Genomic DNA, 22,530 nt, shown 5'->3' with positions numbered 1-22,530 from the left:
GGGCGTCACTCTGAATAAAGGGCCTTGTCGATACGGCAGACAATGCGGTTGAAGTCCTCGCCATCGGCGAGCGTCTGCGCGCTCTCGCGCCAGATCTCCGCCGTGGCCATGGAAATCGGGAGATCGAGGCCATGCTCCTTGGCGAGCGCGACAGCGAGGCCGACATCCTTGCGCATGAGCCCCATGGTGAAGCCGGAATCGTAGGCCCCCGACAGCACCCAGCGCGGGAAGTTCACCTGGCTCACCCCGCTGCGGCCGGAGCCGGCATTGACCGCCTCGAGCACGGACTCCGGCCGGGCGCCGGCGCGCGCGGCGAGGCTCATGGCCTCCGCCGTGGTGAGGAGATGGGCGGCGCAGAGAAGGTTGTTGGCGATCTTGGCGATATTGCCGTCGCCCGATCCGCCCACATGGACGACGGTCGCCGTCATGATGTCGAGCACCGGGCGCGCGCGGTCCAGCGCGTCCCCGTCGCCGCCGACCATCATGGTCATGCCGCCCGAGGCCGCCCCCGACGGCCCGCCGGACACCGGCGCGTCGAGCATGGCCATGCCGCGCCCGGCAAGCGCTGTGGCGACCCGGCGAGAGACGTCCGGCATGGAGGTCGTGGTGTCGACCACGATCTGGCCGGTGCGGCCCACCTCCGCAAGCCCGCCCGCGCCGAGGCATACCGCTTCCACATGCTCCGCCTTCGGCAGGGACAGCACGATGACGTCCACGGCCTCAGCGAGGGCCGAGAGCGTGTCGTGGACGGCAACGCCCCTGTCCCCGAGGCGCGTGCGCGCCTCCTCGCTCAGGTCGAAACCGTGGGTCTCGGCACCGCTTGCAGTCAGATGCGCGGCCATGCCGCCGCCCATGGCGCCGAGACCGACGACGCCGACGGACAGGGAGGATCGTTCCGTCATGATGTCCTTTCAACGAATTCGAGAATGACATTTCCACAAAAGTCCGGCGCGACGAGAACCCGGCGCTCCGCATCCGTGTGGGGCACCTCGCCGGCCTCCAGCGAGGCCCGCAATTGCCGCAGGCTCTCCACGGCGACAGTGATCGCCACGGCGTGGGGCCGGTCGGCGGCGAACCGGGGGAGATCGACGCCGCCGAACCGGCCGGCCGCCTCCCGGGCGGCAACCACATTGATGACGCCGCAGCCCGTATCGAAGACACCGCCCTCGCCATCCGTGCCATAGAGCGTGGCGAAGCGCTTCGCGAGCGTCCCCGCCGCGTCGTCCACATAGGTGACGGCCGCGATGGCCACCGCGCCATTGGGGTGGTTCTGCCATTCCGGCACCCAGATGAGTTCTGGGCGGTGCTGATGGCAGATGAAGTTGGAGGCCTCCGGCAGATCCTCGTCGATGAGCATGACGAGCGAGACGACCGCCTCGTCGGGCGTGCCGTCGGGCTTCTTCATGGCGCGGCGAAAATCGATGATGCCCTGCGTCTTCAGCCCCTTCTCCACGACCGCGCGGTGGTCGGCGCGCGCGTCCTTCGAATGGAGCGCGACGAGCGAGACACCCTCCTGGTTGTCCAGAAAGCCGCCGAGGAAGCGGCCGAAGCAGAAGCCGTTTACCGAATTGGTGCCGAATTTCGACGGGTCCTCGACACCGATGAGCTCGATGAAATTGTCCGGGAACATGACGAGCGCGGTGACCGTGCCCCAGGGATGGTGGCTCACCGGCGAGGGCTGAAAGCCCATCCGGCGATAGCGGTCGAGCGTCGCGGCATGATCGGCGACCGTGACGAGCGGATGATCGATGCCGAGCGTGGTCTGGTTGTGGGCCATGGGCGCGCTTTCCTCCGTTGCGCCGCCCACTATGGCCGCCCGCGAGCCATGCCTTCAATATCGACACATGACAAAATCGTTGCATTGACCGCAACACTGTGATGAAGCACCGCCATGAAGCTCAACGAACAGCGCATGCGCTATTTCTACGAGGCCGTCCGGCACGGCAGCATCCGCTCCGCCGCCGACTTCATGGATGTCGCGCCCTCCGCCGTCAGCCGCCAGATCGCGCAGCTCGAGCGCGAGACCATGATCCCCCTGATCGAACGCCACCGCAGGGGCGTGAAGCCGACCGAGGCGGGCGAGCGCGTGCTCGCCTATTTCCGCGAGAGGCTGGCGCGCGAGGACACGCTCATCAGCGAACTCGAGGCATTGCAGGGCCTGCGCGGCGGCCATGTCCGGCTCGCGGTCGGCGAGGGCTTCGTGGGCGATCTGGTGGCGGGCCCGCTCGCCTCCTTCATGGATCGCTATCCGGATGTGGAACTGTCCGCCAACGTGGTCGGCACCAACGAGGTGATCCGCGAGGTTCTGGAGGACGAGGCGCATCTGGGACTGGTGTTCCATCCCCCCGCCGAGCCGCGCCTGCGCTCGCATGCCCGCAAGCGCCAGCCGATCTCGGCCGTCATGGCGCCCGGCCACGCGCTCGCCGGGCAGGCGGGGCCGCTCACCTTCCAGAGGGTTGCGCAAGAGCGCATCGCGCTGACCGAGATCTCCTACGGCCTGCGCCAGATCGTGCGCGAGGCCGAGCGCGCCGAGCATCTCCAGATCGCGCCGGTCTTGGTGACCAATTCCATCGCCATGCTGAAGCAGTTCGCGCGTTCGGGCCACGGGCTGGCCCTGTTGCCGGCCTTCGCGGTCGCCCGCGAGATCCATGACGGCCAGCTTCTGGCCGTGGAGATCGACCAGCCCGATCTCCAGCGCGCCGAGGCGCATATCGTCACCCGCCTTGGCCGGCGCCTCAGCGTCGGCGCCAACAGGCTCCTGCAGCATCTGCTGGGGACGATGACCGCGTTTCGCGAGGATGGGGACGTGAGGGAAGGGAAGAAAAAATCCCCCTCACCCGGCGCCTGACGGCGCCTCCCTCTCCCGCGAGCGGGAGAGGCCCATCGCATCGGCGATGGGCGGGTGAGAGGGCTTGTCGCGCTTTTTGGCGTTACTCCGCCGCCTGGAGCTTGCCGGCGTCGGCGGCGAGCGCCTCGGCCCGGTCGGTCTTCTCCCAGGTGAAGCCGTCGCCGGTGCGGCCGAAATGGCCGTTGGTGGCGGTCGGCCGGAAGATCGGCCGCAGGAGATCGAGATCGCGAATGATCGCCTTCGGGCGCAGGTCGAAATGCGTCCGGATCAGCTCCTCGATGCGCGATTCCGGCAGGCGGCCCGTGCCGAAGGTGTTGATGTGGATCGACACCGGCTCGGCCACGCCGATGGCATAGGCGATCTGCACCTCGGCGATGTCGGCAAGCCCCGCGGCGACCACGTTCTTGGCCACGTAGCGCGCGGCATAGGCCGCCGAGCGGTCGACCTTCGACGGGTCCTTGCCGGAGAACGCGCCGCCGCCGTGACGGCCCATGCCGCCATAGGTGTCGACGATGATCTTGCGGCCGGTGAGACCGCAGTCGCCGACCGGCCCGCCGATCACGAAGCGCCCCGTCGGATTGACGAGATAGCGCGTCTTGTCCGACAGCATCTCCGCCGGGATGGTCGGCTTGATGATCTCCTCGACGACGGCCTCCTCGATGTCCTTGTAGTCGACATCGGGGTCGTGCTGGGTCGACAGCACCACCGTCTCCACGCGCTTGGGCGCATTGTCCTCATAGGCGACGGAGACCTGCGACTTCACGTCGGGGCGCAGCCAGGGGAGCTTGCCGGAGCGGCGCAGCTCGTCCTGCTTGGCGGTCAGCCTGTGGGAAAGCTGGATCGGCATGGGCATCAGCTCGTCGGTCTCCCGGCAGGCGAAGCCGAACATGAGGCCCTGGTCGCCGGCGCCCTGGTCGAGATGCAGCCCGTCGCCCTCGTCGACGCCCTGGGCGATGTCGCGGCTCTGCTCGTCGATGGCGACGAGCACGGCGCAGCTATTGCCGTCATAGCCGAGCTCGGAGCTGTCGTAGCCGATATCGAGGATCGTCTCGCGCGCGACCTTGGTGTAATCGACATTGGCGCTCGTCGTGATCTCGCCGGAGATCACGCACAGGCCGGTGTTGAGCAGCGTCTCGCAGGCCACCCGCGCCTTGGGATCCTGCGTGAAGATCGCGTCCAGAATGGCGTCGGAGATGTTGTCGGCCATCTTGTCGGGATGGCCGGCTCCGACCGATTCGGAGGAGAAGATATATTCTCTCGGCATGAGTAGAAGTCCCTTGTCAATCTTGAAAGTCAGTCTTGAAGGCCGGTTCCGGGGAACCGGCAGAGGGAACGGCCGCCCGCATGGAAAGCCGCGGGCGGCCGCATGCTAGCGTCTATTGGGGCTTGACCGCCAGAAAGAACTCCCAGCCGATCTTGCCCTGGTTTCCGCCGTCGACCCAGAATTTGAGCGCATTGGACGTGCGGTCCACCGTCGACTTGCCGATGCGGCGCTCGAACTCGCCGCGGCGCGTCTCGAGCTGGTCGCGCACCCAGCCATAGGTGGGCGCGACATTGGTCGACCAGTCGGCGTGGTCGGCAAGCGCGAAGCCGGCCTTCTTCAGCGCGGCCTTGTAGTCCTTGGTGTCCCACATATCCGGCGACTTCACCCGCTCGTAGATCCTCTCGCGGTCGGCCTCCGGCGTCCCCTCGCGCACCAGGAGATCGGTGAAGACGAGCGTTCCGCCGGGCTTGAGCACGCGGAAGGCCTCCTTCAGGACCTGCGTCTTGTCGCAGGCGTGCAGGAAAGCCTCCTGAGAGGAATAGCAGTCGAAGCTCGCATCATCAAACTGGAGGTCGTGGAAGTCCGCCCACTCGAACGACACCCGGTCGTCTAGACCGGCATCCTCGGTGAGCTTGCGCCCCCAGGCGAGCTCGCGGTCGGAGATGTTGGTGGCGAGCACCTGGCAGCCGAAGCGCTCCGCCAGGAAGCGGGCGAAGGCGCCGTAGCCGCAGCCCACATCGAGCACCCTGTCGCGGGCCCCGAGCGAGAGCCGATCCGCCACACGCTCGTTGGAGCGCACCATGGCGGACGGCAGGTCCTGGCCCGGCGTCTCGAAGATGCCGAGATGGATGTTCTCGCCCCAGATGTCGCGATAGATGTGGTCCGCGGCACCGTCGTAATATTCCTTGGTCTCGCGGACAATCGACTGAACGTCGGAAGTCATCGGTCAGTGCCTCCCATTGCCGTTCGCGGCCTTGGGCTTGAAGGCGACCTGCTGGAAGAAGTCCACGTCGTCGGCGTCGAAGTTCTCCTCGAAATCGCCGTAGCAGATGACCGGCCGGAAGCCGACCTCGCGCATGAGACCGCTCAGATATTCGCGCCGCAGCGGGAACATCGTGAGATAGTGCTTGGCGCCGTCCGGGTAGGAATACTCGAAGCGGACCTTGTCCTCGCTGAGTTCGACGGGGCGCGCCTCCACGCCGTCGCCGGTGTAGTAGTGCTTGTGCTTGCTCGAATAGCCTTCCTCGAGCATGGCGTCGTAATTGCGCTGGTCGATCACCAGGACGCCGCCGGGCTTCAGGGCCCGGTACATCGCCTTGAGCGCGTCGACGCGCTCATCGTGGTCGAACAGGTGGGTGAAGGCGTTGCCGAGACAGACCATGGCGTCGAAGGCTTCCGCGCCGAAGGTCTTGTCGAGATTCTGCCACTCGCACATCTTGGCGCCGGCGAGCTTCACGCCGAGGCGCTCCGCATTGGCCTTTGTCTGCTCGATCATGTTCGCGGACCCGTCCGCGGCGACGGCATCGAAGCCCGCCTCCGCCAGCGTGATCGCGTGATAGCCCGTGCCGGCGGCGACATCGGCGACGCTGCGGCAGTTGTTCTCCTCCAGCAACTGCTCGAAGAAGCCGTTCTCGCCCTCCCGGCGACCTTCCCAGCCGATCAGATCATCCCAGCGCGAGACGAATTCCTTCGTGTACTCGCGCCTGTAGAGATCGTCTTGCATGGATCAGTTCTCCTTTTCCTCTTTGGCGATTGGCACTCCGCCGAGCGGCGTCTGGGGTGAAACCGGGCGAGCGCCATAAAAAACGGGGCTCCCGTCCGGCTTTTCCGTGCCGTCCGTACAGATGAGCCCACGTCGATAGCCCGTTAGTTAAAATTGAAATCGGGCAATAGAATCCCATCTCCGAGACTTGGTTCCCGGATCATCATTCTGTCGGTCCCCTGTTTCTTGCAGCGACGCCGCACCTCGACGAGGTGCGGATATGTTATTGCTTGGCTATGTCGCTTTTGCGACACGAAATGTCGCAAATAACCTACTACAATCTTTACCCCCCCAATTTCAACCCCTGACCGGGATTTTTCCTCAGGGGCGTACCCGCCGTCCGATCGCTTGCACCGGCCCCGTCATACGATTGTTGATCTTTACACTGATCGTTGGATGCGCGACGGTTTCCGGGCTCAAGAGGCCGGCATGCCGCGCCGAAGGACGCTCAAGCCCGGCCGCCGCCTCGCACCCAAGCCGAAGGGGGAAACATCATGTCCGGAGATCTCGTCACCATCGACCGCGATGGACGCTACACGGATCCGACCATGGCATCCGACCAGGACGCACAGAGCGCGGCCGATTTCAGCGATGCCATCGACGAGGCGCGCCAGCAGGCCTCGCAGAACGCCGATGGCGGCAGCGAGCAGCCGCCGGCGGAGGAGGAGACCGCCTATGTCGTCGTGCAGCCGGGCGACAGCCTCTGGTCGATCGCCGAGCGCGCCGGCGTGGATCCCTCCGAGCTGAGCTATGGGTATAACCAGCAGTTCGCGGATCCGGACCTGATCCATCCCGGAGAGATCGTGTTCGTGAAGGGCGGAGACCTCGTCACGGCATCATCGTCCGATACGCCCTCCAATTTCGACGAAGCCGTGCAATCGATCAACGGCCAGTTGAGCCTCCACGGCCCCTTCGCCGAAGGCTCGCCGGAGGCCAATGACGAGCATGTGCTCGGTGCAATCGTCGAGTATCTGGAAAGCCTGCCCGAGGATCAGCGCGCGGCTGTGGCCGAGGTTCTGGCACAGCACGACTGGGGCTCGCAGGCCGCTAACGACCGGGTCGACGAGCAGCTCGACAAGGCCAGGGACCAGCTCGGCATCTCGGCCACCTAGGTCCACGCCGCCTTGACGGGCATGCGCCCCTGTGCCATCAAAATCGTCAGGCGGTTCCCTCATTCTGCGTGACCGGCAGGAGGGGATGCAAAAGGGAATCCGGTGAGGCGTACCCATCAGGGACCGAAGCCGGGGCTGCCCCCGCAACTGTGAACGGCGAGGCTCGCGCGACAAGAGCCACTGGACGGGACCGTCCGGGAAGGCGCGCGACGCTCTGAGACCCGTGAGCCAGGAGACCTGCCGCCCGGCGCTTGACGAGGCATGAGGCCCCAAGCGGAATCGTAAAGCGAGCCAGCACGGAGGGTGTCATGCTCACACAGTCACAGTCTGTTTCACCGTCGGTCTCCCTGGGCGTCCAGGAGAGAATCAAGGTCGCCGCGGCGGCTCTGGCACTCGGTCTCGTCCTTCTCGGCGGGGTCGGCTTCGCCGGGGCGAGCGTGCTTCACAACGCGGCACACGACACGCGCCACGCGGTCGGCTTTCCCTGCCACTGACGCGTCGGACGCATCATGATGGGCCGCGCCCTGCTCGCGGCAATTCTGGCTGGCGTTGCGGCCGGATTGTTGCTGACTGTCGTTCAGATGTGGCGGGTGACACCGCTGATCCTCGAAGCGGAGACCTACGAGACGGGCGCCGTACCCGACCATGCCGGCTGGACGCTGCCCGGCGGCGGGCGGCTGATTCTCGCCCATGCCGGCCATGACGAGGAGGGCCACGAGGCCTGGGCGCCCGCCGACGGCATCGAGCGCACCGCCTATACCGCGCTCGCCAACATTCTCACCGGAGCCGCCTATTCGCTGATTCTTCTGGCCGGTATGATGGCCTCCGGCCGCCCCGTGACCGCCGCGACCGGCCTTGTCTGGGGAGGACTGGGCTTCCTCGTCTTCCAGCTCGCGCCCGCTGCGGGGCTCGCGCCCGAGCTGCCGGGCATGCCGGCCGCCGACCTCTTCGCCCGGCAGGTCTGGTGGTGGGCGACCGTGGCCGCGACCGCCGGCGGCATCGCCTGCATCGCGCTTGCCAGACCCGTCGCGGTCAAGGCGCTCGGCGCGGTCCTCATCGCCCTGCCGCACATTGTCGGGGCGCCGCATCCCGAAAGCCACGCCTCCGACGTGCCGGCGGGCCTTGCGGCCAGCTTCGCAGCCAACTCGCTCGCCGCCTCCGCGCTCTTCTGGATCGTGCTCGGCGGGCTTCTCGGCTGGGCCGTCGCGCGCCAGATGTCGGAGATGACAAAGACAGCGGAGGCTTAGACCCCCATGGCGATCGGACAAGCAAAGATCCCCGCCACCGTCGTCACCGGCTTCCTCGGCGCCGGCAAGACGACGGTCATCCGCAACCTGCTTGAAAATGCCGGTGGCCGGCGCATCGCACTCATCGTCAACGAGTTCGGCTCGGTGGGCGTCGATGGCGAGGTGCTGAAGGGCTGCGGCGACGCGCTGTGCGGCGAGGACGACCTCATCGAGCTCGCCAACGGCTGTATCTGCTGCACGGTGGCCGACGACTTCGTCCCCACCATGACCGCGCTCCTGGAGCGCGAGACGCCCCCCGACCACATCGTGATCGAGACCTCGGGTCTGGCACTGCCCCAGCCGCTCGTGCACGCCTTCAACTGGCCGGAGATCCGCTCGCGCGTCACCGTCGACGGAATCGTCGCGGTGGTCGACGGGGCGGCGCTGGCCGACGGCCATCTGGCCTTCGACGAGGCCGCCGTGGAGGCGCAGCGCGCCGAGGACGAGGCGCTCGACCACGAAAGCCCGCTTGAGGAGCTGTTCGAGGACCAGCTCAACTGCGCCGACATCGTGCTCGTCAACAAGGCCGACCTCGTCGCGGACGCGGCGCTGGAGAGCATCGAGGCCGGCCTCAAGGCGCGTGTGCGCGACGGCGTCACACTCGTGCGCTCGCGCCAGGGCGCGGTGCCGGCCTCCGTCCTCATCGGGCTCGGCGCGGCGGTCGAGGCGGACATGGCGGCGCGCAAGTCGCACCACGAGATGGAGGGCCACGAGGATCACGACCACGACGATTTCGCGACCTTCGTGGTCGAGATCGACGCGGAGACGGACCGCGAGGCCCTACTCGACCGCGTGGCGCGGGCCGTGAGCGACCACCCGATCCTCCGGCTGAAGGGCTTTGCCGCCGTGGCCGGCGCCGACGCCCGGCTCGTCGTCCAGGCCGTCGGCCCGCGCGTCAACGCCTATTTCGACCGGCCGTGGAAGCCGGGCGAGACGCGCCGCTCGTCGCTGGTGGTGATCGGCGAGACCGGCCACCTCGACGCGGACGGAATCGCCCGGACGCTCCAAGGCTGAGCCCATGCATATCCTGGCGGCACAGACGGGGACGATCGACGACGGGACCGAGGCCATAGACCTCGCGCAAGCCCCCGCCGAGATCGTCGTCCTGTCCGCCGCCGATTCCGAGCTCGCCGCGCTGGCGCGCGCCCATGACGGGCTTGGCGGCGACGCGCCCTCCCTGCGCGTCGCCAATCTCATGCAGCTTGGCCACAATTATTCGGTCGACCTCTATATCGAGCGCACGCTCGCCCATGCCCGGCTCGTGGTGCTGAGGCTGCTCGGCGGCGCGGCCTACTGGCCCTACGGCCTGGAACAGGTGGAGGCGGTGGCGCGCGAGCGCGGCATCATGCTCGCCGTGCTGCCCGGCGACGCGCAGCCCGACGAGGCGCTCACGGCACGCTCCACCATGGCTGTGGAGGACGCGGAGACGCTCAGGCGCTATCTGGTCGAGGGTGGCCCGGAGAACATCGCCAATGCCCTGCGGTTCTGCGCGCACAGGCTGGGCCGCGCCGAAGCCCCCGCCGCCCCGGCGCCGCTGGCGCGCGCCGGCGTCTACTGGCCGGGCGAAGGCGCGGTGACGCTCGATACCGTTACCGCGCATCGCAAGGCGGACGCGCCGGTCGCCGCCATCGCCTTCTATCGCGCGCTGATCGAGGGCGGGAACACCGCGCCCGTCGACGCGCTGGTCGAGGCGCTCGCGAGGGAAGGCATGGCCGCGCTCCCCGTCTTCGTGTCGAGCCTCAAGGAGGAGGCCGCCCACGACGTCCTCGCGGACGCCTTCGCCGCCGCCCGGCCCTCTGTCGTGCTCAACGCCACGGGCTTCGCCATCGCCTCCACGTCGGGCGCGCGCGACCCGTTCGCCGCGCTCGACTGCCCGGTGCTGCAGGTGGTCTTCTCCGGTTCGAGCCGGGAGGGCTGGCGCGAGAACGTCCAGGGCCTCAGCGCCCGCGACCTCGCCATGAACGTGGTGCTGCCCGAGCTCGACGGGCGCGTGCTCGCCCGCGCGGTCTCCTTCAAGTCGAGCGCGGAACGCCACGAGGGCACGCAGTGCCATATCGTGACCTATGCGCCCGAGCCCGACCGCATCGCCTTCACCGCAAGGCTCGCCGCCAACTGGGCGCGATTGCGCGAGACGCCGGAGGCGGAGCGCCGGATCGGGATCGTGCTGGCCAACTACCCCAACAAGGATGGCCGCATCGGCAACGGCGTCGGCTACGACACGCCGGAGAGCACGGTGGCGCTGCTTCGCGCGCTGAAGGCGGACGGCTACGAGGTGGGCGAGATCCCCGCCGACGGCACCGCGCTCATGGCCTGGCTCATCGAGGGGCAGACCAATGCCCCCTCACCCTCCCATCGCCTTGCGGCGACGGGCCCCTCCCTCCCGCTCGACACCTACCGCGCCCATTTCGCCCAGCTTCCCGCCAAGGTCCGCGAGGAGGTGACCGCCCGCTGGGGCGCGCCGGAGGACGACCCCTTCGTGTCCGGCGACGCCTTCCGCCTGCCCGTCCGGCTCATCGGCAATGTCGCCGTCGCGATCCAGCCGGCCCGCGGCTACAATATCGACCCGGCGGAGACCTATCACGACCCGGCGCTCGTGCCGCCGCACGGCTATCTCGCCTTCCATGTCTGGCTGCGCGAGGTCTTCGGCGCGCAGGCCGTCCTGCACAATGGCAAGCACGGCAATCTCGAATGGCTGCCAGGCAAGGCGCTGGCCCTGACGCAGGAATGCTACCCGGAAGCCACCCTCGGGCCCCTCCCCAACATCTATCCCTTCATCGTCAACGATCCCGGCGAGGGCACCCAGGCCAAGCGCCGCACCGGCGCCGTCATCGTCGATCACCTCACACCGCCGCTCACCCGCGCGGAGAGCTACGGCCCGATGAGGGATCTGGAGGCGCTGATCGACGAATACTATCTCGCCTCCGGCCTCGATCCGAAGCGGCGCGACTTCCTCGCCCGCGAGATCCTCGCGCTCACCCGCGAAAGCGGCCTCGACAAGGATGCGGGCATCGCGGAGACGGCGGACGAGCTTGCCGCGTTGCAGGCGCTCGACGCCTATATCTGCGAGCTGAAGGAAGCACAGATCCGCGACGGTCTCCACATTCTCGGGCAGGCGCCGGAGGGGCGGCTGGAGACGGACCTGCTGGTCGCGCTCACCCGCGTGCCGCGCGGCGAGGACGAGGGCGCGGACCGCTCGCTGGTGCGCGCGCTCGCCGCCGATCTGGGGCTTGCCGGTTTCGACCCGCTCGACTGCGCCATGGCGGCGCGCTGGACGGGCGCGACGCCGGAGGCGCTTGCCGGCATCGATCCGGGCCCGTGGCGCACGGCCGGCGACACGGTGGAGCGGCTGGAGATCCTCGCCGCCGCCCTCGTCTCCGGCGAGATGGCTTGCGATCCGGCGTGGGAGGCGACCCGCGCCGTGCTCGACGGTATCGCGGCGGCGGTGCGTCCGGCGCTTCGCCTCGGCGCCCACAAGGAGATCGTCAACAGCCTGCGCGCGCTCTCCGGCCGCTTCGTGGAGCCCGGCCCCTCCGGCGCGCCGACGCGCGGGCGGCTCGACGTTCTGCCCACGGGACGCAACTTCTACTCCATCGACAATCGCACGCTCCCCACGCCGGCCGCCTGGACGCTGGGGCAGGCCTCCGCCGACCGGCTGGTGGAGCGCCATCTCCAGGATCACGGGCGCTGGCCGCGCGCCATGGCGCTGACCGCCTGGGGCACCTCCAACATGCGCACCGGCGGCGACGACATCGCCCAGGCGCTGGCCCTGATCGGCGCCAAGCCCAAATGGGACACGCGGAGCTGGCGGGTCACGGGCTTCGAGATCGTTCCGCTCGCGAAGCTCGGCCGGCCGCGCGTCGACGTGACCTTGCGCATCTCCGGCTTCTTCCGCGACGCCTTCCCGGCGCAGATCGACCTGTTCGACAGCGCCGTGCGCGCCATTGCCCGGCTCGAGGAGGACGAGGCCGACAATCCCATCGCCGCGCGCATGGCCCGCGAGCAGGACACGCTGGAGGCCTCCGGCGTGGAGCGCCAGGAGGCCGAGCGCCGCGCGGGCTTCCGCGTCTTCGGTTCGAAACCGGGCGCCTACGGGGCGGGCCTTCAGGCGCTGATCGACGAGCGACTATGGGACGAGCGCGGCGATCTGGCGGAGAGCTTCATCGGCTGGGGCGGCTACGCCTACGGGTCGGGGAGCGCCGGCGAGGCGCGCCACGAGGACTTCACGCGGCGGCTGGGGCAGGTCGAGGCCGTGGTCCACAATCAGGACAATCGCGAGCACGACCTGCTCGATTCCGACGACTACTACCAGTTCGAGGGCGGCATGACGGCGGCGGTGGAGCAGGTCTCCGGCGCCCGCCCCGCCGTCTATCACAACGATCATTCCCGGCCCGAACGCCCCGTCGTGCGCACCCTGGAGGAGGAGATCGGCCGGGTGGTGCGCTCCCGCGTCGTCAATCCGAAATGGATCGCCGGCGTCATGCGCCATGGCTACAAGGGCGCCTTCGAGATCGCCGCGACGGTCGACTACATGTTCGCCTTCGCCGCAACGACCGGGGCGGTGAAGCCGCATCATTTCGAACTTGCCTACGAGGCCTATCTCGCCGACGAGGCGGTGCGCGACTTCATCGAGGCGCATAATCCGGACGCGCTCGCGGAGATCGCGGCGCGGTTCGAGGAGGCCATCCAGCGCGGGCTCTGGCAACCGCGGTCGAATTCTGCGCAAGATGTGCTGAGGGCGGCGCGGGGCCCGGCAAACAAAGGGGAGACGGTGGAATGACCGACAAGATCACCGCGACCATGAGCGAGGAGGAGCTCAACGAGCGCCATGCGGAGAAGATGCGCCGCAAGAAGGCCGCGCGCGAGAAGATCCTCGCCACCAAGACCATCGAGAAGGGCCTTCTGATCGTCCATACCGGCAAGGGCAAGGGCAAGTCGACGGCCGCCTTCGGCCTGATCTTCCGCGCGCTCGGTCACGGCTTCAAGGTCGGCATCGTGCAGTTCGTCAAGGGCGCGTGGGACACCGGCGAGCGCGTGGTGCTCGACAAGTTCCCCGACCAGGTGACGGTCAAGGTCATGGGCGACGGCTTCACCTGGGACACCCAGGACCGCGCGCGCGACATCGCCAGCGCGCGGGCCGCCTGGGACGCGGCCAAGGAGATGATCGCAGATCCCTCCTACCGGATGATCCTGCTCGACGAGCTCAACATCGTGCTGCGCTACGGCTATCTGCCGCTCGAAGAGGTGGTCGAGACGCTCAAGGCCAAGCCCGACGACACCCATGTCATCGTGACGGGGCGCAACGCCAAGGACGAGCTCGTCGAGATCGCCGACCTCGTCACCGACATGACCCAGATCAAGCACCCCTTCCGCGCCGGCGTGAAGGCACAGGTGGGGGTGGAGTTCTAGAGTACGCGACAACCTTGGCCACTATACCCGTCATTCCCGCGAAAGCGGGGATCCATCGCAGAGGTCGCATATGGATTCCCGCTTTCGCGGGAATGACGGGATGGACGGCTAGCCCTGCGCATGTCGCTTCACGACGGACAACAACGTTCCAAGGAGCCACCGACACACGTTAAACCCCAAACACGCAGCGTTCCTGGAGGAACTGAAAGCGATTCCGGTGCGGTCGACCAAAGGCGGGACCAAGTCCGGAGCTGCGGGATATCTCTGGCGCGAGAGCCATGCTCTCAAGCCGGCGACCTCCTGACGTTGCACTCATTCGATCGCCCAAGGAGGTTGCCATGAAGACGATGCTTGCCGCCCTTTTCACCCTCTCCGCGACCACGGCCGCGCTCGCCCATCCGGGCCATCTCGCCGACGAGGGCCACGGCCACAGCCACTATATCGCGCTCGCCATCTTCCTCGGCGTCGCCGCCATCAGCGCCGGTCTCGTCCTGCGCCGCGCATTGCGCAAGCGCGCCGAGCGCCGCGCCATGGACGGAGCGGAGACATGAGCGAGCAACTCGGCATCATGGTCTGCGGTCACGGCAGCCGCGACGAGAACGCGGTGGACGAGTTCCGCCGCGCGGCGGAAGCCTTGCGCGCGCGCATGCCCGACTATCCGGTCGAATACGGCTATCTGGAGTTCGCCACGCCGATCATCCGCACCGGCCTCGACAAACTGCGCGAGCAGGGCGTCAACCGCGTGCTCGCCGTGCCGGGCATGCTGTTCGCCGCCGGCCACGCCAAGAACGACATCCCGTCGGTGCTCAACACCTATGCGGCGAACCACGACGGCTTCCGCATCGACTACGCCAAGGAGGCCGGGATCGACGCGAAGATGATCCGCGCCGCCGGCGAGCGCATCAGGCAAGCGCTCGACGCGGCGGGGCCATCCGTGCCGGTGGAAGAGACGCTGCTCGTCGTCGTCGGGCGCGGCGCGTCGGACCCGGACGCCAACTCCAATGTCGCCAAGGTCATGCGCATGCTGTGGGAAGGTTTCGGCTTCGGCTGGGGCGAGACGGCCTATTCGGGCGTCACCTTCCCGCTGGTCCGTCCCGCGCTGGAGCATGCCGCGCGGCTCGGCTTCAAGCGCATCGTCGTCTTCCCGTATTTCCTGTTCACCGGCATCCTGGTGAAGCGGATCTACGACCAGACCGACGAGGCCGCCGCGAAGTTCCCCGACATCGAGTTCGTCAAGGCGCCCTATCTCAACGACCACCCGCTGGTGCTCGACACGCTGCAGGAGCGCGTGGAGCAGATTCTCGAGGGCGAGACGGCCATGAACTGCGCGCTGTGCAAGTACCGCACGCAGATCCTCGGCTTCGAGGCGGAGGTCGGCCTGCCGCAGGAGAGCCACCACCACCATGTGGAGGGCGCCGGCACGGGCGAGGCGCACAGCCACGATCATGGCCACGGCGACGGTCATCATCACCACCACCACGATCACGGACATGACCACCATCACGGCCATGGCCACGATCACGGTCATCACCATCATCCCTACCCCCATGCCGACCATCCGCTGGGGCCGAAGACGCTGGGATCGGGTTGACGCCTGTCGGGCGCGGACATGGCGTCAGAGACTGGAGAGACGAGGATCGAACTCGATGGACTATCTGCGCGATCCCGCGGCGATCTATGAGCGCTCCTTCGCAACGGTCAGGCGGGAGGCGGATCTCGCCGCCCTGCCGGAGGACCTCGAGGCGGTGGCGGTGCGGCTCGTCCATGCCTGCGGCATGCCGGATATCGTGGCCGATCTGCGCTTCGACCCGTCGGTGGCCGCCGCCACGCGGAAGGCGCTCGCGAGCGGCGCGCCGATCCTCGCCGACTGCCGCATGGTCGAGGCCGCCATCATCGCCAGCCGGCTGCGGCAAGGAACGCGGGTGCGCTGCACGCTGAACGACGAGCGCACGCCGGGGCTCGCCCGTGCGCACGCCACAACGCGCTCGGCGGCCGCGGTCTCGCTCTGGCTGCCCCATCTGGAGGGCGCGGTCGTCGCGATCGGCAATGCGCCGACGGCGCTCTTCGCCCTTCTGGAGGCGCTCGATGCGGGCGCGCCGAAACCCGCCGCCATCCTCGCCTTTCCGGTGGGCTTCGTCGGCGCGGCGGAATCGAAGGCGGAGCTGTCGCAAGCCCCGCGCGGCGTGCCCTATCTCACGCTTCTCGGCCGGCGCGGCGGCAGCGCCATGGCCGGCGCGGCGGTGAACGCCCTCAGCCCGCAGGCCGCCCCATGACGCCGTGGCTCACCATTGTCGGCATCGGCGACGACGGGCTTGCCGGCCTCCCGCCCGCCTCGCGCACGCTCGTCGAGCGGGCGGACATCGTACTGGGCCCCGAACGGGTGCTCGCCGGCGCCGATCTCCCCGGTGCGGAGATCCACCACTGGCAAAGCCCGCTCACCGGCATGATCGAGACGATCAAGGGCTGGCGCGGGCGCCGCGTCGTCGTGCTGGCGACCGGCGACCCGATGCATTTCGGCATCGGCGCCACCATGGCGCGCCACCTCCCCTTCGAGGAGATGGCGATCATCCCCGCACCCTCCGCCTTCAGCCTCGCCGCGGCGCGCCTCGGCTGGCCGCTGGCGGAGACGGAGTGCCTGTCGCTCCACGGCCGCGCGCTCGACCGGCTCGCAGCGTTCCTCAGGCCCGGCGCGCGCCTCGTCGCGCTCACCAGCGGCGCGGAAACCGTACGCGAGGCGGCAAGGCTGCTTGTCGCACGCGGCTACGGGCCGAGCCCGGTCGCCGTTCTGGAGCATATGGGCGGCGAGACCGAACGCGTCGTGCACATGACGGCGGCCGAGGCCGCGGACGGCCGGTTCGCGGACTTCAACACGCTCGCCATCGATTGCGTGGCCGAGCCGGGCGCGACGCTCTTGCCTCTCGTCCCCGGCCTGCCCGACGAGGCCTTCGAGCACGATGGCCAGCTCACCAAGCGCGAGGTGCGCGCGGTGACGCTTGCCGCGCTCGGGCCGACACCTCGCGCGCTCCTGTGGGACATCGGGGCGGGGTGCGGCTCGGTCGCCATCGAATGGCTGCGCGCGGAGCGCACCGCACGCGCCATCGCCTTCGAGCGCGACGAAGGCCGCCTCGCCATGATCGCCCGCAATGCCGCGGGGCTCGGCGTCCCCGCCCTCGAGACTGCCGCCGGCGCCGTGCCGGGCACGCTGAAGGGCGCGCAAACCCCCGACGCGGTGTTCCTCGGCGGCGCGGTGGCCGACGAAGAAGTGTTCATAACCGCCTGGGAGGCCCTTCGCCCCGGGGGCCGACTCGTGGCCAATACGGTGACGCTGGAGGCGGAGGCCGCGCTGATCGACCGGCAGGCCCGCTTCGGCGGCGAGCTCGTGCGCCTCGACATCGCCCATATGGCGCCGGTCGGCGCGAAGCGGGCGCTGCGCCCGCGCATGAGCGTGCTCCAGTGGCGCGCGATGAAGGCTTGAGAGCGATGGCGGATCAGGGAACCTTCTATGGCCTCGGCGTCGGCCCCGGCGATCCGGAGCTCCTGACGCTCCGGGCACACCGCCTCATCGGGCAGGCGGGGCTTGTCGCCTATCCGGCCGCCGGGGACGGGGCGAGCCTTGCCCGCCGCATCGCCGCGGGCGCCATCGTTCCCGGCACGGAGGAGCTCGCCATCGCCGTGCCCATGTGCACCGAGCGCGCGCCCGCCCGCACCGCCTATGACGAGGCCGCACGCACCATCGCCGGGCACCTTGCGGATGGGCGCGACGTCGTCTTCCTGTGCGAGGGCGACCCGTTCCTCTATGGCAGCTTCATGTATCTGTTCGAGCGACTGTCGGCGGCGCACCGTTGCGAGGCCGTGCCGGGCGTCACCTCGCTCACCGCCTGCGCGGCGGCGCTCGGCCGCCCGCTCGCCGCGCGCAACGACGTGCTGACCGTCATTCCCGCCACGCTGCCCGAGGAGCGCCTGCGCGCAGCCCTCGATGCGACGGACGCCGCCGCCATCGTCAAGGTCGGCCGGCATTTCGACAAGGTGCGCTCGGCGCTCGACGCCACCGGGCTCGCCGGCTGCGCCATGATCGTCGAGGCAGCCACCACGGAGGACGAGAAGATCACCGCACTGACCGACATGCCCGAGGGCGAACGCCCCTATTTCTCCACCATCCTCGTCTATCGCGGAGGCGAGGCATGGTAGCGGTGCCGGCCATCGTCACGCTCACCCCGTCCGGTGCGGCGACCGCGCGGCGGATCGCGGAGGCGATGGGGTCTGCCGAGGTACACGGGCGCGGGACCGCCGCCTCGCAGGCCGACGTGGCCTTTACCGATACGGGCGCCCATCTGCGCGCGCTGTTCGCCGCCGGGCGTCCCATTATCGGCGTATGCGCGGCGGCCATTCTCGTGCGCACGCTCGGCGGCATTGCACAGGACAAGCACAGTGAACCACCCATATTGGCGGTTTCGGAGGACGGGGCGACCATCGTGCCCCTGCTCGGCGGCCATCACGGCGCCAACGAAATGGCGCGCACGCTCGCCGAGGCACTGGGCGGCGTGGCCGCGGTGACGACGGCGAGCGATATCCATTTCGGGGTCGCGCTCGACGACCCGCCGCCCGGCTGGACGCTCGCCAATCCCGACCATGCGAAGGCCGCCGTGGCGGCGCTGCTTGCCGGCGGGACCGCCCGCATCGAGGGCGAGGCGCCATGGCTTCGCGCCTCCACCCTGCCGCTTGCCGAGGACGGTGGCGCGGTGACGCTCACCGTCACCGACGAGGCCGTTGCGGGCGGAGAGACACGGCTCGTCTACCACCCCGCAACACTCGTGCTCGGCGTCGGCTGCGTTCGCAATTGCGAGCCGAAGGAGCTCATCGCCCTTGCCGAGGACACGCTTAAGGCGCACGGCCTCGCGCCGCAATCGGTCGCGCTGGTCGCCTCCATCGACGTGAAGGCCGACGAGGCCGCCGTCCATGCGCTGGCCCGCCATCTGGGCGTCCCGGCCCGGTTCTTCTCCGCGGAAACGCTCGCCGGCGAGGAGGCACGGCTCGCCAACCCGTCGGAGACGGTGCGCGCCGAGGTCGGCTGTCCGGGCGTCGCGGAGGGCGCAAGCCTCGCCGCGGCGGGCCCCGAGGCCCGGCTCGCCGTGGAGAAGACCCGTTCGGCCAACGCCACATGCGCCGTTGCCCGGGCGCCTCACCCCATCGCCGATCCGGCCGCCATCGGGCGGGCGCGCGGGCGGCTGTCGGTCATCGGCATCGGCCCCGGCGCGCAAGGCTGGCGCAGCCCGGAAGCCGACACCCTGCTTCTGGAAGCGACAGACTGGGTGGGCTACGGCCTCTATCTCAATCTGCTCGAGCCGCTCTCGGCGGGCAAGAGACAGCACCGCTTCAAGCTCGGCGAGGAGGAGGCGCGCGTGCGCCATGCGCTGGAGCTCGCCGGCGAGGGCCGCGACGTGGCGCTCGTCTCGTCGGGCGATGCCGGCATCTACGCCATGGCGGCGCTGGTCTTCGAACTGGTCGACGGGGCGGCGGGCCCGCGCGCGGTTTCCGAGGCCGCACGGCGCGCGGAGATCGTCGTCTCCCCCGGCATCTCCGCCCTCCAGGCCGCCGCCGCCAAGGCCGGCGCGCCGCTCGGCCACGATTTCTGCGCCATCTCCCTGTCGGATCTCCTGACGCCTTGGGAGGTCATCGAGCGACGTGTCGAGGCGGCCGCGCGCGGCGACTTCGTCACCTGCTTCTACAATCCGCGCTCGCAGAGGCGGACCGATCAGCTTGCCCGCGCCATGCGCATCCTCGCCCGCCACCGGCCCGACGACACGCCCGTCATCGTGGCGGCGAATCTCGGCCGGCCGGCGGAGACGGTGACCGTGACGACGCTCGCCGGCTTCGATCCGGAGGTCGTCGACATGCTGACCCTCGTCGTCGTCGGCGCCTCGACTACCCGCGCGCTGGCCCTCAGCGACGGCTCGCAATGGGTCTACACGCCGCGCGGCTACCACCGGAAGAAAGGGCCATCATGACCGTCCACTTCATCGGCGCCGGCCCCGGCGCGCCGGACCTCATCACGGTGCGGGGCCTGAGGCTCATCGAGCGGTGCCCCGTCTGCCTCTATGCGGGCTCCCTCGTCCCGCGCGAGGTGGTGGAGGCCGCTCCGCAGGGCGCCCGCGTCGTCGACACCGCGCCCATGACGCTCGACGAGATCGTCGCGGAGATCGAGCGCGCCCACGAGGCGGGGCTCGATGTCGCGCGCGTCCATTCCGGCGACCCCTCGCTCTACGGGGCCATCGCGGAGCAGATCCGGCGGCTCGACGCGCTCGCCATTCCCTACGACATCACGCCCGGCGTGCCGGCCTTCGCCGCCGCCGCCGCGACGCTCAAGGCGGAGCTCACCGTGCCGGAGATCGCGCAGACCGTGATCCTCACGCGCACGACCATGAAGGCTTCCGCCATGCCGCCCGGCGAGACGCTCGACACGCTGGCGCGCTCGCGTGCGACGCTCGCCATCCATCTCTCCATCCGCAATTTGCGCGAGGTGGAGCGCGCGCTCTCTCCCCATTACGGCGCGGACTGCCCGGTCGCCGTCGTCTATCGCGCGAGTTGGCCCGACGAACAGGTGATCCGCGGCACGCTGTCGGACATTGCCGGCAAGGTGCGCGCGGCCAAGATCACCCGCACCGCGCTGGTCCTCGTCGGCCCTGCGCTCGCGCCCGAGGATTTCCGCGATTCCGCCCTCTATGACGAGGCACACGAGCACATATTGCGCAACCGGAAGACGGCAGCGAGGGGGTGAGCATGGGCCGGTCCCCCTCATATCGCGGGCGCACACCCCCTCACCCGGCGCCATCGGCGCCACCCTCTCCCGCGAGGGGAGAGGGGTCTTCTGACGGGCTCCCCCCGTTTCCCCTCTCCCCTCGCGGGAGAGGGAGGGGCCCATCGCATGAGCGATGGGAGGGTGAGGGGGCGAGCATGGCGCATCCATGTCCCCGCACCGGCTCTCCCCTCGTCATCCCCGCGAAAGCGGGGCGCTACCCCAGCGTGCGGTCGATGAGCGCCAGCATCTCCGCGATCGTCGCCGCGGACGGTGCGGGCGACTTCTGCGGCCGTGCGATCATGAGGACGGGCAGTCGCAGCCCGCGGGCGGCCTCGAGCTTCGCGGCCGTCGCCGCGCCGCCGGAATTCTTCGTCACCAGCATGTCGATGGCGCGCTCGCGCATGAGCGCCATCTCGCCCGAAACCGTGAAGGGCGGGCGGGCGAGCAGGATCTCGCAATGGGCGGGGACCGGGATCGCCGGCGGTTCGATCATCCGCGCCACGAAGGTGGCGTCGCCTCGCTCGAGGAACGGCGCGATCTCGCCGCCGCCGACCGTCAGCAGCGCCCGTGCGCCCGCCGGTATGGCGCGGGCCGCCTCGCGGGCATCGGCGACCATGCGCCAGTCGTCGCCCGGCCCGGCCCGCCAGGCCGGACGTTCGAGCCTCGCGAGCGGCAGGCCGAGTTCGGAGCAGGCCGCCGCGGCGTTCTCCGACATGCGCGCTGCGAAGGGATGGGTCGCATCGACGACCAGCGCGACCCCCTCGTCGCGCAGATATGCGGCAAGCCCCTCAGTGCCCCCGAAGCCGCCCCGGCGCACCGCGCCGTCCGGCAGGAGCGGGGCCGCCGTGCGCCCGGCAAGCGAGGAGACAATGCGGTATCGCGCGTCGCCGGCGAGGTTGGAGGCCAGCGCCCTCGCCTCGCCGGTGCCGCCAAGGATGAGGATGGTCGGTCTATCCGGCACGGGCGATCAGCTCCCCCTTGCGGTCGAAGACCAGCACCTCGATGCCGACCGGCGCGCCGCGCAGCGTGGCGAGCGCGGTCGCGCGCGCGGCCTCGGCGACGGCGGCCGCCAGGTCGACGCCCTCCGCGCCGGCAAGCGCCAGGGCCTCCGCCGCCGTGTTGGCGCCGCGGATGCGGGCCTTGAGGCCGTCGCTGCCGCCGCGCTCGGCGGCCCGGGCGGCAAGCCAATCGAAATCGACCTGAGAGCGGCCGGAATGAAGGTCCAGCATGCCCTGGCCGAGCTTGGCGAGCTTGCCGAAGCCGCCGGCAATCGTGACGCGTTCGACGGGATGGGCGCGCAGATGCTTCAGCATGCCGCCGACGAAGTCGCCCATGTCGATAAGGGCATGGTCGGGCAGGCCGTAGAGCGCCCTGACGGCGGCCTCCGAGGTGGACCCCGTCGCGCCGGCGACATGGGCAAGGCCCGCCGCGCGGGCCACGTCGATGCCCTCGCGGATGCCGTGGATCCAGGCGGAGCAGGAGAACGGCCTGACGATGCCGGTCGTGCCGAGAATCGAGATGCCGCCCAGAATGCCGAGGCGCGGATTGAGCGTCCTTTGCGCCAGCGCCTCGCCGCCGGGCACGGAAATCTCGACCTCCACGTCGCCTGTCCCGCCATGGCGGCGCGCGGTCTCGGCGACGGTCTCGGCCATCATGCGGCGCGGCACGGGATTGATGGCGGGCTCGCCCGGCGGCACGGGAAGGCCGGCGCGCGTCACCTCGCCCACCCCCTCGCCCGCCCGGAACACGACGCCCGCGCCCGGCGCGAGACGCGTCACCCGGGAGACGATGAGCGCGCCGTGGGTCACATCCGGATCGTCGCCCGCATCCTTCACGATGCCGGCGCGCGCGACATCCTCCCCGAGCTCCTCCAGCGCCAGGGCGAAGGCGGGCCGCTCGCCGCGCGGCAGCACGATCTCCACGGGGTCGGGAAAGGCGCCGGTGAGCAGCGCCTCATAGGCCGCGCGCGTCGCGGCGGTGGCGCAGGCGCCGGTCGTCCAGCCCCGCCTGAGCGCGGTCGCGTGTGTGTCGCTCGTCTCGCCCATGGTCCTTCCCG

The 22,530-nt window shown here is 69.6% G+C and carries 21 protein-coding genes and 1 riboswitch; of the genes, 14 read left to right on the top strand and 7 right to left on the bottom strand.

Features of this window, described 5'->3' with window-relative positions; translation table 11 throughout:
* Nucleotides 1-5 precede the first annotated feature (5 nt).
* Together HW532_RS17870 and HW532_RS17865 are read right to left on the bottom strand one after the other, a co-directional pair.
* On the bottom strand, nt 6-902 hold the full coding sequence (locus HW532_RS17870; RefSeq protein WP_213161764.1) for an NAD(P)-dependent oxidoreductase: 897 nt from the start codon (nt 900-902) through the stop codon (nt 6-8).
* Entirely contained in the window at nt 899-1,777 is an 879-nt protein-coding gene (locus HW532_RS17865; protein ID WP_213161763.1) for a VOC family protein, read from the bottom strand. The genes HW532_RS17870 and HW532_RS17865 overlap by 4 nt, the downstream gene beginning before the upstream one ends.
* Before the next feature lie 114 nt (nt 1,778-1,891).
* Between HW532_RS17865 and HW532_RS17860 the strand changes: the two genes are divergently transcribed.
* The gene (locus tag HW532_RS17860; RefSeq protein WP_213161762.1) at nt 1,892-2,848 is read left to right on the top strand and encodes a LysR family transcriptional regulator; all 957 of its coding nucleotides are present in this window, start codon (nt 1,892-1,894) and stop codon (nt 2,846-2,848) included.
* Nucleotides 2,849-2,930: 82 nt separating this feature from the next.
* Here HW532_RS17860 and metK read toward each other — a convergent pair whose 3' ends face one another.
* The 3 genes from metK to HW532_RS17845 all read right to left on the bottom strand — a co-directional run bounded on the left by metK (nt 2,931) and on the right by HW532_RS17845 (nt 5,835).
* Nucleotides 2,931-4,112 (bottom strand): methionine adenosyltransferase, encoded by a 1,182-nt coding sequence (metK, locus tag HW532_RS17855; RefSeq protein WP_213161761.1) that lies wholly within the window; start codon nt 4,110-4,112, stop codon nt 2,931-2,933.
* 112 nt (nt 4,113-4,224) lie between these two features.
* On the bottom strand, nt 4,225-5,055 hold the full coding sequence (locus tag HW532_RS17850; RefSeq protein ID WP_213161760.1) for a methyltransferase domain-containing protein: 831 nt from the start codon (nt 5,053-5,055) through the stop codon (nt 4,225-4,227).
* Between the two features lie 3 nt (nt 5,056-5,058).
* Nucleotides 5,059-5,835 carry a class I SAM-dependent methyltransferase gene (locus HW532_RS17845; protein ID WP_213161759.1) on the bottom strand — a complete coding sequence of 259 codons (777 nt, stop codon included), beginning with the start codon at nt 5,833-5,835 and terminating at the stop codon, nt 5,059-5,061.
* A gap of 533 nt (nt 5,836-6,368) precedes the next feature.
* On the opposite strand from HW532_RS17845, the gene HW532_RS17840 reads away from it, so the two are divergent.
* The 13 genes from HW532_RS17840 to cobM all read left to right on the top strand — a co-directional run bounded on the left by HW532_RS17840 (nt 6,369) and on the right by cobM (nt 20,453).
* On the top strand, nt 6,369-6,986 hold the full coding sequence (locus tag HW532_RS17840; protein ID WP_213161758.1) for a LysM peptidoglycan-binding domain-containing protein: 618 nt from the start codon (nt 6,369-6,371) through the stop codon (nt 6,984-6,986).
* Nucleotides 6,987-7,020: 34 nt separating this feature from the next.
* Nucleotides 7,021-7,245, top strand: a riboswitch (cobalamin riboswitch).
* Between the two features lie 49 nt (nt 7,246-7,294).
* On the top strand, nt 7,295-7,480 hold the full coding sequence (locus tag HW532_RS17835; protein WP_213161757.1) for a CbtB domain-containing protein: 186 nt from the start codon (nt 7,295-7,297) through the stop codon (nt 7,478-7,480).
* Nucleotides 7,481-7,495: 15 nt separating this feature from the next.
* Nucleotides 7,496-8,233, top strand: a complete 738-nt coding sequence (locus tag HW532_RS17830) for a CbtA family protein (RefSeq protein ID WP_213161756.1) — start codon at nt 7,496-7,498, stop codon at nt 8,231-8,233.
* A 6-nt stretch (nt 8,234-8,239) separates the two neighbouring features.
* A complete protein-coding gene (gene cobW / locus HW532_RS17825; protein ID WP_213161755.1) occupies nt 8,240-9,286 on the top strand; it encodes a cobalamin biosynthesis protein CobW in 1,047 nt (348 codons plus the stop codon).
* Between the two features lie 4 nt (nt 9,287-9,290).
* Entirely contained in the window at nt 9,291-13,049 is a 3,759-nt protein-coding gene (gene cobN, locus HW532_RS17820) for a cobaltochelatase subunit CobN (RefSeq protein ID WP_213161754.1), read from the top strand.
* Nucleotides 13,046-13,678: a cob(I)yrinic acid a,c-diamide adenosyltransferase gene (cobO, locus tag HW532_RS17815; RefSeq protein WP_246479286.1), complete on the top strand. Its 633-nt coding sequence runs from the start codon at nt 13,046-13,048 to the stop codon at nt 13,676-13,678. Before cobN ends, cobO begins: the two co-directional genes overlap by 4 nt.
* A gap of 338 nt (nt 13,679-14,016) precedes the next feature.
* Complete coding sequence (locus HW532_RS17810) at nt 14,017-14,229, top strand: DUF6732 family protein (RefSeq protein WP_213161753.1); 213 nt, start codon at nt 14,017-14,019, stop codon at nt 14,227-14,229.
* A complete protein-coding gene (locus tag HW532_RS17805) occupies nt 14,226-15,269 on the top strand; it encodes a sirohydrochlorin chelatase (RefSeq protein ID WP_213161752.1) in 1,044 nt (347 codons plus the stop codon). The genes HW532_RS17810 and HW532_RS17805 overlap by 4 nt, the downstream gene beginning before the upstream one ends.
* Nucleotides 15,270-15,324: 55 nt before the next feature.
* The gene (locus HW532_RS17800; protein ID WP_213161751.1) at nt 15,325-15,951 is read left to right on the top strand and encodes a precorrin-8X methylmutase; all 627 of its coding nucleotides are present in this window, start codon (nt 15,325-15,327) and stop codon (nt 15,949-15,951) included.
* Nucleotides 15,948-17,153: a precorrin-6y C5,15-methyltransferase (decarboxylating) subunit CbiE gene (gene cbiE / locus HW532_RS17795; protein ID WP_213161750.1), complete on the top strand. Its 1,206-nt coding sequence runs from the start codon at nt 15,948-15,950 to the stop codon at nt 17,151-17,153. Before HW532_RS17800 ends, cbiE begins: the two co-directional genes overlap by 4 nt.
* Nucleotides 17,154-17,158: 5 nt before the next feature.
* A complete protein-coding gene (gene cobI, locus HW532_RS17790) occupies nt 17,159-17,866 on the top strand; it encodes a precorrin-2 C(20)-methyltransferase (RefSeq protein ID WP_213161749.1) in 708 nt (235 codons plus the stop codon).
* The gene (gene cobJ / locus HW532_RS17785; protein WP_213161748.1) at nt 17,860-19,683 is read left to right on the top strand and encodes a precorrin-3B C(17)-methyltransferase; all 1,824 of its coding nucleotides are present in this window, start codon (nt 17,860-17,862) and stop codon (nt 19,681-19,683) included. Before cobI ends, cobJ begins: the two co-directional genes overlap by 7 nt.
* Nucleotides 19,680-20,453 carry a precorrin-4 C(11)-methyltransferase gene (gene cobM, locus HW532_RS17780; protein WP_213161747.1) on the top strand — a complete coding sequence of 258 codons (774 nt, stop codon included), beginning with the start codon at nt 19,680-19,682 and terminating at the stop codon, nt 20,451-20,453. Before cobJ ends, cobM begins: the two co-directional genes overlap by 4 nt.
* Nucleotides 20,454-20,688: 235 nt before the next feature.
* Here the strand turns inward: cobM and HW532_RS17775 are convergent, their stop codons facing one another.
* Together HW532_RS17775 and HW532_RS17770 are read right to left on the bottom strand one after the other, a co-directional pair.
* Nucleotides 20,689-21,435 carry a cobalt-precorrin-6A reductase gene (locus HW532_RS17775; protein WP_246479285.1) on the bottom strand — a complete coding sequence of 249 codons (747 nt, stop codon included), beginning with the start codon at nt 21,433-21,435 and terminating at the stop codon, nt 20,689-20,691.
* Nucleotides 21,425-22,519 (bottom strand): cobalt-precorrin-5B (C(1))-methyltransferase, encoded by a 1,095-nt coding sequence (locus HW532_RS17770; RefSeq protein ID WP_213161746.1) that lies wholly within the window; start codon nt 22,517-22,519, stop codon nt 21,425-21,427. The genes HW532_RS17775 and HW532_RS17770 overlap by 11 nt, the downstream gene beginning before the upstream one ends.
* Nucleotides 22,520-22,530 lie beyond the last annotated feature (11 nt).

The organism is Kaustia mangrovi (assembly GCF_015482775.1).
Lineage (GTDB): Bacteria > Pseudomonadota > Alphaproteobacteria > Rhizobiales > Im1 > Kaustia > Kaustia mangrovi.
The sequence above is the reverse complement of the archived record's forward strand: the minus strand, read 5'-3'. Positions and strand labels throughout refer to the sequence as shown.